The 13,919-nt window shown below is 46.4% G+C and carries 12 protein-coding genes; 8 read left to right on the forward strand and 4 right to left on the reverse strand.

What is annotated here, in order from left to right; translation table 11 throughout:
- The first annotated feature begins 161 nt into the window (after positions 1 to 161).
- The 4 genes from DWW52_RS09465 to DWW52_RS09480 are packed head-to-tail and all read left to right on the forward strand — an operon-like array spanning position 162 to position 6,072.
- Entirely contained in the window at positions 162 to 3,482 is a 3,321-nt protein-coding gene (locus tag DWW52_RS09465) for a SusC/RagA family TonB-linked outer membrane protein (protein WP_118715257.1), read from the forward strand.
- A 4-nt stretch (positions 3,483 to 3,486) separates the two neighbouring features.
- The gene (locus tag DWW52_RS09470) at positions 3,487 to 5,013 is read left to right on the forward strand and encodes a RagB/SusD family nutrient uptake outer membrane protein (RefSeq protein WP_118715258.1); all 1,527 of its coding nucleotides are present in this window, start codon (positions 3,487 to 3,489) and stop codon (positions 5,011 to 5,013) included.
- Positions 5,014 to 5,024: 11 nt separating this feature from the next.
- The gene (locus DWW52_RS09475) at positions 5,025 to 5,639 is read left to right on the forward strand and encodes a fasciclin domain-containing protein (protein WP_118715259.1); all 615 of its coding nucleotides are present in this window, start codon (positions 5,025 to 5,027) and stop codon (positions 5,637 to 5,639) included.
- Positions 5,640 to 5,649: 10 nt separating this feature from the next.
- Entirely contained in the window at positions 5,650 to 6,072 is a 423-nt protein-coding gene (locus tag DWW52_RS09480) for a hypothetical protein (RefSeq protein ID WP_233556798.1), read from the forward strand.
- A gap of 109 nt (positions 6,073 to 6,181) precedes the next feature.
- Here DWW52_RS09480 and DWW52_RS09485 read toward each other — a convergent pair whose 3' ends face one another.
- The 4 genes from DWW52_RS09485 to DWW52_RS09500 all read right to left on the reverse strand — a co-directional run bounded on the left by DWW52_RS09485 (position 6,182) and on the right by DWW52_RS09500 (position 10,312).
- Positions 6,182 to 7,078, reverse strand: a complete 897-nt coding sequence (locus DWW52_RS09485; protein WP_118715260.1) for a fimbrillin family protein — start codon at positions 7,076 to 7,078, stop codon at positions 6,182 to 6,184.
- Between the two features lie 43 nt (positions 7,079 to 7,121).
- Positions 7,122 to 8,024: a fimbrillin family protein gene (locus DWW52_RS09490; protein ID WP_118715261.1), complete on the reverse strand. Its 903-nt coding sequence runs from the start codon at positions 8,022 to 8,024 to the stop codon at positions 7,122 to 7,124.
- 32 nt (positions 8,025 to 8,056) lie between these two features.
- Positions 8,057 to 8,917: a DUF5119 domain-containing protein gene (locus tag DWW52_RS09495; RefSeq protein ID WP_118715262.1), complete on the reverse strand. Its 861-nt coding sequence runs from the start codon at positions 8,915 to 8,917 to the stop codon at positions 8,057 to 8,059.
- A 144-nt stretch (positions 8,918 to 9,061) separates the two neighbouring features.
- On the reverse strand, positions 9,062 to 10,312 hold the full coding sequence (locus DWW52_RS09500) for an AraC family transcriptional regulator (RefSeq protein ID WP_118715263.1): 1,251 nt from the start codon (positions 10,310 to 10,312) through the stop codon (positions 9,062 to 9,064).
- 197 nt (positions 10,313 to 10,509) lie between these two features.
- Here DWW52_RS09500 and DWW52_RS09505 point away from each other — a divergent pair, with 197 nt between their 5' ends.
- The 4 genes from DWW52_RS09505 to DWW52_RS09520 all read left to right on the forward strand — a co-directional run bounded on the left by DWW52_RS09505 (position 10,510) and on the right by DWW52_RS09520 (position 13,853).
- Positions 10,510 to 11,085, forward strand: coding sequence for an L-threonylcarbamoyladenylate synthase (locus tag DWW52_RS09505; RefSeq protein WP_118715350.1), 576 nt, complete (start codon positions 10,510 to 10,512; stop codon positions 11,083 to 11,085).
- A gap of 81 nt (positions 11,086 to 11,166) precedes the next feature.
- Positions 11,167 to 11,853 (forward strand): tRNA (adenosine(37)-N6)-threonylcarbamoyltransferase complex dimerization subunit type 1 TsaB, encoded by a 687-nt coding sequence (tsaB, locus tag DWW52_RS09510; protein WP_118715351.1) that lies wholly within the window; start codon positions 11,167 to 11,169, stop codon positions 11,851 to 11,853.
- Between the two features lie 174 nt (positions 11,854 to 12,027).
- Positions 12,028 to 12,621, forward strand: coding sequence for a sigma-70 family RNA polymerase sigma factor (locus tag DWW52_RS09515; RefSeq protein ID WP_118715264.1), 594 nt, complete (start codon positions 12,028 to 12,030; stop codon positions 12,619 to 12,621).
- Between the two features lie 86 nt (positions 12,622 to 12,707).
- Positions 12,708 to 13,853, forward strand: a complete 1,146-nt coding sequence (locus DWW52_RS09520) for a FecR family protein (RefSeq protein WP_118715265.1) — start codon at positions 12,708 to 12,710, stop codon at positions 13,851 to 13,853.
- Positions 13,854 to 13,919: the final 66 nt, after the last annotated feature.

Below are 13,919 nucleotides of genomic sequence, written 5' to 3' on the forward strand. Positions count from 1 at the left end.
AAAATGCCGTATCAGCAAAAATCTTCAAATTCTTTAAAATCCCGCCCTCCCCCCGGGGCGGGGTAAGATCTCACCCGAAACGAAGAAAGGGGGTGCTCGAACACCCCCTTGTAAAAACAAGACAAGCGCGTGCGCTTGTCACATAACTTAAATACAAAAGTATGAAAAAAATGGATTGTCAGCGCCAATTCATCCTGAATTCGCGTGTAGCTTGTATCATGTTTTTCGCGTTCCTCGTTCACGCTCCCCAAGGGGTAAAAAGCGAGGCTTTGCAATCGAATCAAGTAAAGCAAGATTCCATCGTGCAACATCTTGTAACAGGGAAGATCAAGGATAAAAAAGGGATTCCCCTACCCGGTGTTACCGTTCGCCTGGACAGCACGCTAGCGGGGACATCCTCCGATAATAGTGGACATTACCGGATGTATCTCCCGGTAAATAGAGGACGCCTGATTTTCTCTTTTATCGGGTACAAAACAAGAGCCATTTCCTTCACCCAGGTCGATACCCTACTGGATGTAACCCTGGAAGAGAACGTGTCGGAACTCGATGAAGTGCAGGTAATCGCTTACGGGGAACAAACACGCCGTAATAGCGTCGGGGCCATGTCCCTCGTGAAAGCCGACGAGATCAAGGATATCCCCTCCCCCTCCATCAATAACCTCTTGCAAGGCCGGGCCGCGGGGGTGGACGTGACCAACATGACAGGGGCTCCCGGTGGTGGCGGGTCACCAATCGTTATCCGGGGATACAACTCGCTCGCCGCGGAGAACGGGCGTGTAACATCAGACCCGTTATGGGTCATTGACGGGGTTCCCATGTTCAGTTACACCTCCGGGCTCACCGGGCTAAACACGATTGCCGAGATTGACACCAAGGACATCGAGTCCATCCAGATATTAAAGGACGCGGCTTCCGCGGCGATCTACGGTTCCCGGGCGGCAAACGGGGTGATCATCGTGACCACCAAAAAAGGACACCGGAATCAACCGCCCACGCTAGGGGTGAACATATCCCAGACCTGGGTTACCCGCCCCACCTTACCGGATCTCACCACGGGAAACGGGGAACGACGCCACAGGATGCAGGCCATGGAAAATTACCGGGAAGCCGTTCACGATGAAGAAACGAACCGGTACCGCCCCGTTCTATCCTATGAAGACTCGTATAAAAACGGCAAGGATTACAACTTGTTCTGGAATAAAGGCGTGGGACTGGATATCCCGATCGTGCAGGATAGCCTGAACAAATTCTACAACAACTCCACGAACCTGTTCGACTATTATTTTCAAACCGGGAAAGTGACCGACGCGAACATCCAGATATCAGGAGGTTCCAGCAACATCACGTATCATGTCGGGCTGGGATATTACACCGAGACGGGCGTGTTACGTAACACGGGATTCAACAGGATTAAACTCATAACCAACTTGTTCATCAAACCCTTCGACAGGGTTGAAAGTAACATCCGCTTCTACCTTGCCCGTACCGGACGGAACCGGGCGGGCAAGGGACATGATGCCCACACGTTCATCAACGTTAGAAATGACCTGGAGACCATCCCGGACGAGTTGCTCTCGACCTCTACCCTGATGCCCGGGCCGGGAACGGCGGCTTTTGATGAATCCGTCCGGCGTTTCAACGAGATAAAGGAGAAAAACGAGTCGTACAGGCTGAGAGCATCGTTTGACCTGGCCTACACGATCACGGACGGGCTTAAATTGAAATCGTCTCTAGCGGTCGATTTCTCCATGCAAGACCAAAATATATTCATGCCCCCCGCCCTGAACGTTGACAACAAAAGTTACTCGTCGGGGAATGACGAGATCAACATGATGTGGCTAAATGAAAACCTGCTCTCGTGCAACAAGACCCTCGCGGACGGTCACACTCTTGACGTGCTTCTCGGCCTCTCCTTCCAGGGAGACATCGCCAAAAGCAAGGGCGGGTACGGCAAGGGGGCACCGAGTGATTTGATCCGGTACGTCACGTGGAGCGGCAGCGCGTATGACACGGAGAAAAAACAACAGCTAAAGGAATACACGTCCTCCCTCGAAAGAAGCACGATGGTCGGGATGTTTGGCCGTGTATCGTACAACTACAAGCAGAAGTATTTCGCGTCCGTCACGCTTCGAAGGGATGCCAGCTCAAAGTTCGGGGAAAACACCCGCTGGGGGACTTTCCCGTCATACGCTATCGCTTACACGTTTAGCGAGGAACCGTACATGGATTGGGCCCGTGATTTCATGGATCACGGGAAAATCCGCCTCAGTTACGGGAAATCCGGGAAACAGTTCGAACACCCGTACCTCGCCTTCGGGGTATTAGCCCCCGGCACCATCCCTTTCCACGGGAATCAAACGATATCCCCTTTCTGGAATGACGGCCTGTTAAACCCGAAATTAAGCTGGGAAGAAACCCGCCAGTTTGACGCGGGGCTGGACCTCGATTTCTTCAACAACAGGCTGGGGGTCGTGCTTGATTACTACTACCGGTACACCGATAAACTATTGACGCTCGTTAGCTTGCCGGGAGATTACAACGCGTACGTCGCGCAATGGCAAAACGCTTACGCGATCTCGAATCAAGGGCTTGAACTACAAATCAAGGCGGATTTAATTCAATCTGAAAAACTGCACTGGGATATCAATTTCAATATCGCCCGCAACTGGAACAGGCTTGAAAAAAGTAACAACGGGATGGATTTCGTGAACCGGGTAAGCGCTCATAACCTGAATATCATCGGGAAACCCCTGAACGGTATTTACGTCTATAACGATCAAGGCTACTACAACTCGCGAGACGAGATCCCGTCCTATTATATAGATGGCAAACAAAGGTATCTATCCCCCCCGGGAAACCAGATTTACACGCCCGGGGACCGGAGGATACAAGATGTAGACGGGAATGGCCGGATCGCGACCAGCGTGCCGCTTCTAGAAGACCGTGTATACGGGGGATCTCCCCTCCCGCTCGCTTTCGGCGGGATCGCGACTTCTCTTGAATGGAAGAACCTCGATTTAAACCTGCTCTTCTCGTACAAGCTGGGAAGACACGTTTTAAACGCGGGAAGAGGCGCTTCGGTGGGCACCACGTTAAAAGCTAACACGAGTGAAATGATGACCCCGATACTGGCCGATCTTGACAAGATTTCCTTCTGGCAGAAACCGGGAGACGATACCGATTTCCCGGTCAACGAGCTGGATAACGGAAAGAATAATTTCGCCACGAATTTGAAAAGCAACATTGAAAAAATCAACTACTTGAAACTGAAAAGTATCTCTATAGGCTACACGCTACCCGTGTTCCCGAAACAATCGAAACATCACGCCCGTGTATTCATGTCCGTCGAGAACGTGTTTACCATCACCAATTCCTCAAGTCCCGATCCGGAATCAATAGACATCGTGACCGGGATTGACTCGAACAATAATTACCCGCTGGCAACAAGATTCACGCTAGGGTTAACTTTAAATTTATAATCACATGAAAAAACTGCTATACATCATATTGCTGTTGTTCCCGCTGGCAAGTTGCGATGACTTGTTCAAGGACTTCTTGACCGAGGAACCCGAAACACTCGTCACGAACACGAACTTCTGGAAAACGGAAAAAGACGTTGAATCCGCCATGAACGAGCTTCATTCCATGTTCAGGGAATGGGCCGGAAGTGTCACCGTGCGGCTTTACCGGGACCGGGGACTTCAATTCGATTACCTGGGATTAACCTGGAGAAATATCTCGGACAACGAACTGCAGAAAGACATGAATATAAATTCTCTCACCCTCAACTGGCTCGACGAGTACCGGACGATCGGGTTGTGCAATTTCATTTTAGGCAATATTCACCGGGCGAAAATACCCGGGGAACGGGCGAATTATTACAAGGGACAAGCCCTGACACTCCGGGCTTACGTGTACTTTTACATCTCACGCACGTGGGGCGATGCCGTGCTGATCACGTCCGAGGGGGATGTCGGCGAGAAAGCCGTGACCCCGTGGCGGGATATCATGAAAGTCGTGATTGATGACCTCCTTGAAGCCACGAGATTATTACCCCCGGTGAATGAAATGAAAGATGCCAACGGGGCAACGGTTACAAGCAAACAAATACCTTCAAGGGGTACCGCTTACGCCATCCTCGCTCACGCTTACGCCTGGTTGGCGGGATACGGGGAAGAGCCGGAATATTACCAAAAAGGTATCGACGCCGCTACCGAGGTCATCCGATCCAGTGACTATTCTCTAGTTAGTGATCCCCGGGAGGTCTGCGAGATCGTGTTACCCGGGAACAGCCGGGAAGGCATTTTTGAAATAGACTTCGTGGACCCGGAAGCGTTCAACAGGTCCGGGAATAGCCTGGCCGGGGGTACCCAGAAATGGCCCCCGGACCCGACCGCGGGACACTCGACAAGGAGAACATTACTCCGTTTAAACAACGAGAGTGTCATGGCCATGTACCCGGATGTACACGACAAGAGACGGGAAGAATACTTCTACAAACTTGACTCCATGGCACAAGTGAAGACCTCGACCACGCAAGGGGCCGCGTATATCTACAAGTTCAGGAAACCGCTCCTTCACGAGAGTGGTAGCCAGATAGGCAAACTCCGGGGATATGACTTGAACGAGATACTCATCCGTCTCGCGGATATATACCTGCTCCGGGCCGAAATGCGGGCGAAATCCAATGATGTACCGGGAGCCATAACCGATTTAAACGTGATCAGGAAACGAGCCGGGGCAAGGGAATACACCCCGGACGAGAACCTGGAAGAGGCCATCGCCCAAGAGAGGGACAAGGAGTTATTCCTCGAAGGTATATGCACGAGATACTTTGACATTATCCGTAACAGGACTTTCCGTGAAAAACTCAGGGGTAAGTTCAAAACTCTCTCCGATCAGGACGTGAAGGACGGGGCGTTATTCTTCCCGGTCTCTTTTTACGCGTTCCAGAACAACACTAAAATGACACAGAATATTTACTGGAAAAGAAATGGATTTTCAATTTAAACCATACAATCATGAAATCAATACTATTCATATTCATTACCATCGTCCTTCTCGCTAGCTGCGAGAAAGATTACCGGCATGATACCGGGCTGGCGGACGGTTATCACGATTGCTCGATGATGGACTACCTGAGAAGCGATCACAACAACTGGGACTCGATCGTTGTCGCGATAGAACACGCGGGATTAACAAGCATCTTCGAGGGCACGAACCCGGGGTATAAAGAAATCACCTTCTTCGGCCCCACGAACACGAGTATCCGGAAATTCTTTCTCGAACAGACCGGGGAAACAACCTACCAATCTATCCGGGAAATGCCCGTGGAGCTAGTCAGGGACATGATCCTCGCTTACCTGGTTGAAGGGAAAAAGATGAAAGAATCTTTTGATCACGAGATAAAAGGAACCCTCACGGGGGGAACAGAGGTGTATTCCCTGAACAACATCAAACTCCGGGTATACCGGACACGAACCGAGTTCAACGGGATTCCCGATATCGGCCCGGAAGAACTAAAAATCCACGCGATAACCAGTGGTCAAATGGCAACGATCGCCTCGGCCGATATCGAGACAAACAACGGGGTGGTACACTCCCTCGCGAATAAATTCACATGGGTTGAACTATAAAATGAATCGTATGAAATACACCTGGATTATTACACTACTCACGACTTTAATGTATTGTGGGTGCGATGACGTGAAAGTCGGCTACTTGTTTACTCAAAACGCGAAATACACCCCGGATTCTGTCGTGTTCAAGGCGAATCTCGACGAGGCAAACCCGGATGATGCCCACCGGAAGAAGTTCGAGATACCCTGGCAGAGCCAACCCGTTGAAGGCATACAAGGGACAAACCCGATTCATTACACGATTGAAAGAATTTACCCGGATAACGACAACCCGGAAATTCTAAACCAGTTTTCCACGGTTCAAAAAGGTGTCATTCAATTGCCCTGGAACCACACCGTACCCCAAGGTAAATACATCGTATCCTTGCGGGTCAGTAACGAGGGATATACCGTCGTGCTGGATTCGGTACTTACGGTGATTGTTAGGTAGAGTATAATAGCTTGAATTTTTAGTAAAAACGATATTGTGGAGTGCATTATTGCAACCCCACAATATCGTTTAAAAATCTTTTGACTATTTTGTTTTTGATATTAATATATCATTGTACGTTTGTATTATTACTGTTATCTTCTGTCCATTGCCCTATCGTTGCGGTAGATGAAATTTCTTTTTGTGTAAATGTCAGTGTGATTACATGTGCTGTGCTTGCTGCTGTGGTTAGATTTACTGCAACATCAGTGAATACAGTTGCATCTGATAAAGTTATATCTAACTTGATTGCGCTAGCTCCAACTTCAACCATTATAACATCATCAACTGCAGTGGCTTCTTCTATAGCATATGTCTTTCCTGTGAATGCATCTAAATCTGTTGCGGCTGAAGCGTATGTTATAGTTCCATCTGCTATTGCCATGCTTGCTGGTAGTTTTGTTCCTTTAACCTTAATTGAGGTAATGGTAGCATCTCCTGTGTAGCCAGTTCCTTTTACAAATTTGAATTTTAACTGGGAAAGTTTATGGCTAAAAGAAGGTTTTAGGGCTTCGGTTGTTGATTTATTTCCATTAACAACGGGTGCATACATGATATCTTGTTGCCCCGTGAGTCCCGTGAATGTTACAACTCCATTGGCTAATGTCGCTCCTGTTCCTGGGTGATAGCCTATTAAATAAGTATTTTTTGTTTTGTCAATGTTGTAATATTGGGAGGGTGTGAATGTGATAGCTCCATTTGTTGCAGCAATTTTAGCATCTATGGATTGAACTGTTGCAATTGTCCAGTCTGATGGAATTGCAGTTTCATCTGCTCTTACAAATACGACATCATCTACAGCACTTTGGGGAGTAATGGCTCCACTACTTCTGGCAATAGTGTTTACTTCAATTCCTGCATTCAATTTAATTTCCACCGGAGCATTCGGATCGAGGTCTTCTACTGAGGATTTTGTACAACTTGTCATAGCTGCTATGGCAAGGACGGATAGAATAAGTTTTTTCATGACGTAAAATTTAAGTGATTATTTTTTTAATTTGTTTCAATGTTTATAGTGTGACAGATCCCGAGGCAGTTCCTTCTTGCCAGGGGGTGACTGTTGCGCTTATACTGATGTTTTTGTCGTTGAATGTTAAGGTGACGGAGTATGCTTTTCCCGGCATGTAATCGGTATCGTCGGTGGTGGCGGATACTTGGAATGTTTGTTCCTGGGTGCCATTATTGGTAACGATGGTGAGGGGAAGAGTGTTTCCTGTCACGGGTGCGATCATCACCGCTGTACCAACCTGTTTCGGGGTGGTGGAGAGGGTTTGATCCGTGATTGACGGGATTACGAGGGATGCTGACGAGGAATAGGTGATGGTTCCTGTTCCCACGTGGAGCGACTTCGGTAATCGGGCGTTATCGATCGTGATGGATTGAAGTTTCTGGGCATCATCCCAACCACTGCTTTTGGCTACGATAAATTTGAATTGCGTGAGTAGATGGTTGAATGTGAGTGGTTGTTTGATCTTGTTCCCGAGGGAGCCTGATATCGTCTTGGCGTACATAACGTCGACTTCTCCTTGCAGGGAACTAATCGGGATGATTGCTTCAGAGGGAATCCCTTGGGGATACCATGCCGTGATAAAGGTTTTAACGGAATTATCCGTGTTATATTGTGGATTTTCTTGTAGAGTCAAGTTGTTTGTAGATCCGATGGTAATTGTTGTGGGAGCGCTTACCCATGTCGGGGTACTCGTGTAGTCGGGGGTGGATGATGCGGATTCCCATCCGGCAACCGTCGCATCAAAAGAACCTTCCGTGATGGCGGCTTTTGAATGAAGGGTGGTAACCCCGGCATTCAGGCGGATGGTGCGATCGTTCGTGTCATCATCTCCTTTTTCTCCTTCACAACAGATTGTCAGGGGGAGGATAGAGAGTAATATTATGATTGTCAAGTTCGTTTTCATTTTGTTATTGGTTTTTGTTTAGAGTATTAAAGTTATTTGTTGATTGAAGCGGATGCTGTTCCCAGTTTCCAACTGGTGATGATTGCCATGAGTCCCATGTCTTTTAACTCGATGGTCGCTTCATTCTTGTTGTTGTCTGTTATTTGTTTGATGACTTCGGATATGTCGGCTGTCACGGTTCTTTGCGTGTCATCTTTATAAGTAGCGTTAATTTCAACCACGGTTTGTGGGGTCTGCGACGGGGGAGTATCTGCCGCAACAGGGGTGGAGCCGAATGTCGTGCAACTGATCGAAACATTCCCGTCGGTCCGGATGTCGGATTGCATTTCGACATCCGCAATCGTTTCGGTGGTTATGGGGCGTCCGTCAGAAAGACTGATGGATTGGGCGATACCTTTTAATCGTGCGGATACGTTTTTTATATCCCCGTCTTGCGACAGGTTGATGTTAGCCACGATTTTTTTGACGTACGATTTTATTTTGACTTGGCTTTGGATCGGGTTTTGCGCATCCACGGTAATCTCGTCGATGGAGCATCCGTAAAGCATGTCCGGTTGTCCAAGTGTTTGGGCCGATTTTGCGGTGGGGGCCACTGAAGCTTCGGCAAGTTCGTACTTGTCTAGGTGTTTGAACAGGATGTTCCGGGTGTCATTATTAAAAAGTAGTACTTTGTATTTACCTTCCGGTAGACGGTAAGAGCATCCGTCGGCTTGCGTGTCGAGTTGTATGGGAGTACCCTCGGGTTCGGGATAAAATATAAATATCATTCCGGCGGATATTGGTAGGTCTCCCCAATCCGTAGCAATCGAGACGGACCCACAAAGAGTCTTTTTCTCTTTCACGCATGAAAAGGAAAAAATGATGAATACCGAAATGAATATTTGTTTTTTCATATCAAAACACGTGGGTTCATAAATGTTTTATGCAAACATCCGTGTTTTGTCAGAAATGTTGTGAGGAATAGATATAAAAGTGAATTTTTTTACAAATTCGGAAGCGTTTTTGTCAAATTCGAAGTTTTTTACGTATTCATAACTTCATAAAGGGGTCGCGTAACGCTGTTTCCATTGTTTTGGGGTGATTCCTTCGTTTAGCTTGAATGAAGAAATGAAGGAGGATAACGAGTTGAAGCCGGATAAGGTTGCAACTTCTTGTATTTGCATTTCCGGATGTTCGAGCAAGAGAATGGTCGCTTTTTGTATCCTGTATTTATTGACGAATTGGTAGAAACTGAAACCGAATTCATTATTGATGACATTAGATACGTAGGTGCGGTTCGTTCCCAAGAGATTGGCAACGTCGTTGATGGTAAGATTGCCGTTCGTGTAAATTTCTTTTTGGTCAAAGAGGCAAATCAGCTCGTCTTTCATTTTTTCTCTTTTTTCTCCCAGGTTCTTCAAGTATTTTTCCGGGAGAGGGGGAAACACGGAGGAAAGTTCCGGTTCGGGTTTGATCTCCGCTTCGATCTCTTCGAGAGAAATTTTTTCACACGGGATCACGGGTGTTTCCAAGATATGCAGGGGATGTGTAGTCGTGTAATAGATATAGGGTTCGTTGAGAGCATGAATAAAGAGGTAGAAGATGAAGAATATCGAGGTGAGGTGGAATAGGTAGTCGCTCCATGTACTTTGAATGGCCGACATGGCAAGAGCGATTACGGCGTAAACAATGGCCAAGGGGATGGCTTGATCCAACCATTTAAGATCAATGTTTTCTGTTGAAGAATAATTGTTCTCTAATTCTTGAATATGTTGCTTTTTGAATCGAAGTATGCATGTTGCGTAGATGATAATCATGACCATTTGTACGATCAGGCAAATGTATTGGAATATCATTCGAATGGGGTTCGCGATGGTATAAGTTTGTTTGAATTGAGCCGTATCCTCTTGTAGGGGAAAGATGAATAGGGCCAGGATGAAGACGATTATGGCGGGAAGAAGATGGCGTGTTATTTTCCAGCGATTTAGTCTTTCCGGTTTGGTTACTTTTCTGAAATAAAAAAAGTACAGGGGGATAAGGACTAGATTGATGGCGATGTCAAATGCCGGTAATCCGAGTTCCCCGGTGTAAAATTTTTGAATGTTCTGGGTCATGTTGAGGATGAACAGGAAACCTGTTAAGATAAAGATGACACCCAAGAGAGAACGGGGATGTATTCCGGCCTGTTTGTTGGATGATTCGCCTTTGATGGTCAATAACGTGATCCCGCAAAATAAAGGGATAATAAAAGAAAGGACGTATGAAAAATACATCCAAAATATGGATGAGAACATGTTATTATTTATCATATTTGGCCGACTTGACTGTTACGTTTACTCCTTCTTGACGGTGCAAATATAGTCAAATATATGTCTATTTGGATGGATTTTTGTCGCTTATGGTGTTAAATGTGTAGTCGATATAAAATTGATTCTCTAAAAATTGACATCCTGCCGTAAACTTTGTACTTTCGTCACGTCTATAAATGACTTATAACGAGAATTTCATGAATGATGAGAAATTGAAGGAAGAAGTTCGCAAGGCTTGCGAGGTTCTGAAAAATGGCGGGATAATTCTTTATCCTACCGATACGATATGGGGAATCGGGTGTGATGCCACGAACGAGGAGGCCGTGAAACGGGTATACGAGTTAAAGCACCGGGAGGATAGTAAGGCGATGTTGGTATTGCTGGATGATGTGGGGAAACTGGCTTCTTACGTGGAGGTTCCGGATGTCGCTTACGAATTGTTGGAGGTAAATGATAAACCCATGACAATTATTTACCCGAATGCGAAGAATCTGGCGAAGAATCTGATCGCGCAGGACCGGACGATCGGTATTCGGATCACGTCGGAAATTTTCACGAAAGCGTTGCTTTATCGTTTCCGCAAGCCGATCGTGTCGACATCTGCCAATATCAGCGGGGAATCTTCTCCCAAGTGTTTTGCGGAGATTAGTGAGGCCGTGAAATCAGCCGTTGATTACGTGGTGGATTTTCGTCAGGAAGAAACTTCGAATCCCGCTCCGTCAAGTATTATCAAATTGGGTGTAGGCGGGGAGATCCAGATCATCAGGAAATAAATATTAACCCGAAAGTTGAGTCTTGATATGTCCTTCACATTTTCAATTTTCAATTTTCAATTTTCAATTTTCAATTGTGTTATGGCTTTAATTTTAAATATTGATACTTCTACGGATGTTTGTTCCGTTGCTATTGCCCGGGATGGGTATGTGATTGCTTTGAGAGAGAATGACGAGGGATTTAATCATTCCGTTTTGCTGGGTGTGTATGTCGATGAGTTGTTGAAAGAGAACAACCTGACGTCTGATGATCTGGATGCCGTTGCCGTGAGCATGGGACCCGGTTCGTACACGGGGTTGCGTATCGGGGTGTCTTTGGCAAAAGGAATATGTTTTGGTGCCGGGAAGCCTTTGATTGCCGTAAGTACGTTAGAGGCTTTGGCGAACGCTGTGGCTCGTCGGAAGGGCGAAGCGGCATACTACTGTCCGATGATTGATGCTCGTCGCATGGAAGTTTACACGGCAATATATGATCGAGAGGGGGAAATGATTCAGGATATTCGTGCGGAAGTGATCGAGGAGGGTTCTTTTGCCGATTTACTGGTTGATCGAAAAATATTATTCTTCGGAAACGGGAGTGATAAGGTGAAGAATGTGCTAAAAAATCCGAATGCCGTGTTTATATCCGGGGTCACAACTTCCGCTGGGAATATGGTTGTGCTTGCCGAACGTAAGTTTGCCGAGAAGAAATTTGAGGATGTGGCTTATTTCGAGCCTTTTTATTTAAAAGATTTCGTGGCTACGGTGCCGAAACGGAAAGTGTTGTAAAGTTTATTGACAGAGGAGTTGGACGTGGAGAATTTTTTTGATACGATAGGGGAATGTTGCCTGTTTAAATATTATTTTGATGTTTGGATGAAAATTATTGTCATCTTGCCATAAACTTTGTACATTCGTCTGTCTTAAATGACCCATGATAGGCGTTTTATAAATGATTATAGCATGCAGATACCTGATGACGTGATTTGTTCATTGTTAAAGCAGCACCAGACGAAAGGAATAGATTATATGTTTGACAAATATTATCGTCCTTTGGTGTTGTGGGCAGCCACGTTTGTGAATGATATACCGAAATCGGAGGATCTGGTGCAGGATTTTTTCGTAAAACTATGGGAGAAGGACGTGGGACGAACTTTATTGCCGGAGACGTTGAAATCTTTTTTATATACTTCCGTGCATAATTTAGCCTTGGACCGTTTGGAGAAAAAAGACCCGCTTCGGGATGCGGTGGAGTTGATTCACGTGAGGCGTCCGTGGGAGGAGTACGATTATTTCAAGGAGGAGATTTTCCAGAAGATGAAGGAGGAAATCGAACATTTGCCCGAACGTAGCCGGGAGGTGATTACTTGTGTTTATCTGGAAGGGAAAAGTTATAAGGAGACGGCTCAGGTTTTGGGGGTGGCGGTTTCCACGGTGAATACCCTGTTGGTGAATGCGCTTAAAAAGTTGAGGGAACAGGCTCGGGATATGACAGAATATTTAACGTTATTATTTTATCTTTCCGCTTTCGAGAGAAATAAAGAGTATCTTCAATAAATTCGTTTTTATTTATTTTTCAAAAAAAGTGATTTCTCATTCAATGATGCGGGAAAGTTTTCCGTATTATTTGAAAATAGGAATGTATGTCTGATAAAAACGAAATAGATACTTTGTTGGTGCATTTCCTTCAAGGGCAGTTGAATCGGGAGGAGAGAGAGAAAGTGAAAGCGTGGATTACCGGGGAGGAAGATCACGAAAGATATTTTCAAGAATTTTGTCGTGTGCATGTGCATTTGCAGTGGATGGTTCGGGAGAACGCCATTAAAGGCGATCTCCCGATGTTCCGACAGAGATTGGCACGGCGTCGCCGGATCGGGAGGTATGCGAGCGTGGCGGCCGGTATCGTGTTGTTGCTTGGTGTTGGGTTGGGATTACGGCAGGTTGTTCCCGCTTGGATGCCGGATGATGAGTATGCGGAGTCGGTCGTGCATCCCGGGAAGGCGCAAGCCATGCTTTATTTATCGTCGGGAGTGATGGTTCCGATAGATTCTTCTGGGAAAAAATTGACGGAGTTTGACGGGACGGCCATCGAGGTACATGAAAACGGATCCATGAGTTACAAAGCGTCATCCCGAGAGGGGGATGGGGTGAAGGAGGGAATGAATCATCTGGTCGTGCCGCGAAAAGGGGAGTTTCGGTTGACTTTGGCAGATGGCACGAAAGTATGGTTAAATTCCGAGAGCGAGCTTTCCTATCCTTGCAAATTCACGGGAAAGGAACGGGTGGTCCATTTGAAAGGGGAGGCTTATTTTGAGGTTGCCCCGAATAAGGCGTGCCCGTTTATCGTGAAAGCGAACGAGGCGGATATAAAGGTGTACGGTACGCAGTTTAACGTTAATACCCGACGTGAAGGGATAGTCGAAACGGTTTTGGTAGAAGGAACTGTCGGGATGAAAGGGCGAGGGAAAGAACAAGTGTTAAAGCCTAATCAGAAAGCGGAATATCACGTGGGGGATGGGGAAATTCGGGTGGAAACGGTGGACGTGCTTCCGTATATAGCTTGGCGTGACGGGAATTTCGTTTTCGAGAATGAATCGTTGGCGTCAATCATGGATAAATTGTCGCTTTGGTATGATTTGAAGGTGTTTTATAAGCGGGAAGATGCGAAGGAAGTTCGCCTTTCGGGAATTATGGAAAGATACCGGGACGTGAACGAGTTGTTACGTTTCTTCGAAAAGAGTTCGGATTTGAAATTTTCGGTGAGGGAGACTACTGTTTTCGTGGAATAAGAAGTGTTTAAACTTATTATAAAACGGGGAATGTAGCGCATCCCCCGTTTGTAAAGGCAATCGGAA

The sequence above is a fragment of the Odoribacter sp. AF15-53 genome (assembly GCF_003479425.1).
In the GTDB taxonomy this organism is placed as follows: domain Bacteria; phylum Bacteroidota; class Bacteroidia; order Bacteroidales; family Marinifilaceae; genus Butyricimonas.

What these genes read in the sequence shown, in the direction of transcription:
- DWW52_RS09465 (WP_118715257.1), top strand. Translation starts at nt 162, where the DNA reads ATGAAAAAAATGGATTGTCAGCGCCAATTCATCCTGAATTCGCGTGTA.
- DWW52_RS09470 (WP_118715258.1), top strand. Translation starts at nt 3,487, where the DNA reads ATGAAAAAACTGCTATACATCATATTGCTGTTGTTCCCGCTGGCAAGT.
- DWW52_RS09475 (WP_118715259.1), top strand. Translation starts at nt 5,025, where the DNA reads ATGAAATCAATACTATTCATATTCATTACCATCGTCCTTCTCGCTAGC.
- DWW52_RS09480 (WP_233556798.1), top strand. Translation starts at nt 5,650, where the DNA reads ATGAAATACACCTGGATTATTACACTACTCACGACTTTAATGTATTGT.
- DWW52_RS09485 (WP_118715260.1), bottom strand. Translation starts at nt 7,078, where the DNA reads ATGAAAAAACTTATTCTATCCGTCCTTGCCATAGCAGCTATGACAAGT.
- DWW52_RS09490 (WP_118715261.1), bottom strand. Translation starts at nt 8,024, where the DNA reads ATGAAAACGAACTTGACAATCATAATATTACTCTCTATCCTCCCCCTG.
- DWW52_RS09495 (WP_118715262.1), bottom strand. Translation starts at nt 8,917, where the DNA reads ATGAAAAAACAAATATTCATTTCGGTATTCATCATTTTTTCCTTTTCA.
- DWW52_RS09500 (WP_118715263.1), bottom strand. Translation starts at nt 10,312, where the DNA reads ATGATAAATAATAACATGTTCTCATCCATATTTTGGATGTATTTTTCA.
- DWW52_RS09505 (WP_118715350.1), top strand. Translation starts at nt 10,510, where the DNA reads ATGAATGATGAGAAATTGAAGGAAGAAGTTCGCAAGGCTTGCGAGGTT.
- tsaB (WP_118715351.1), top strand. Translation starts at nt 11,167, where the DNA reads ATGGCTTTAATTTTAAATATTGATACTTCTACGGATGTTTGTTCCGTT.
- DWW52_RS09515 (WP_118715264.1), top strand. Translation starts at nt 12,028, where the DNA reads ATGCAGATACCTGATGACGTGATTTGTTCATTGTTAAAGCAGCACCAG.
- DWW52_RS09520 (WP_118715265.1), top strand. Translation starts at nt 12,708, where the DNA reads ATGTCTGATAAAAACGAAATAGATACTTTGTTGGTGCATTTCCTTCAA.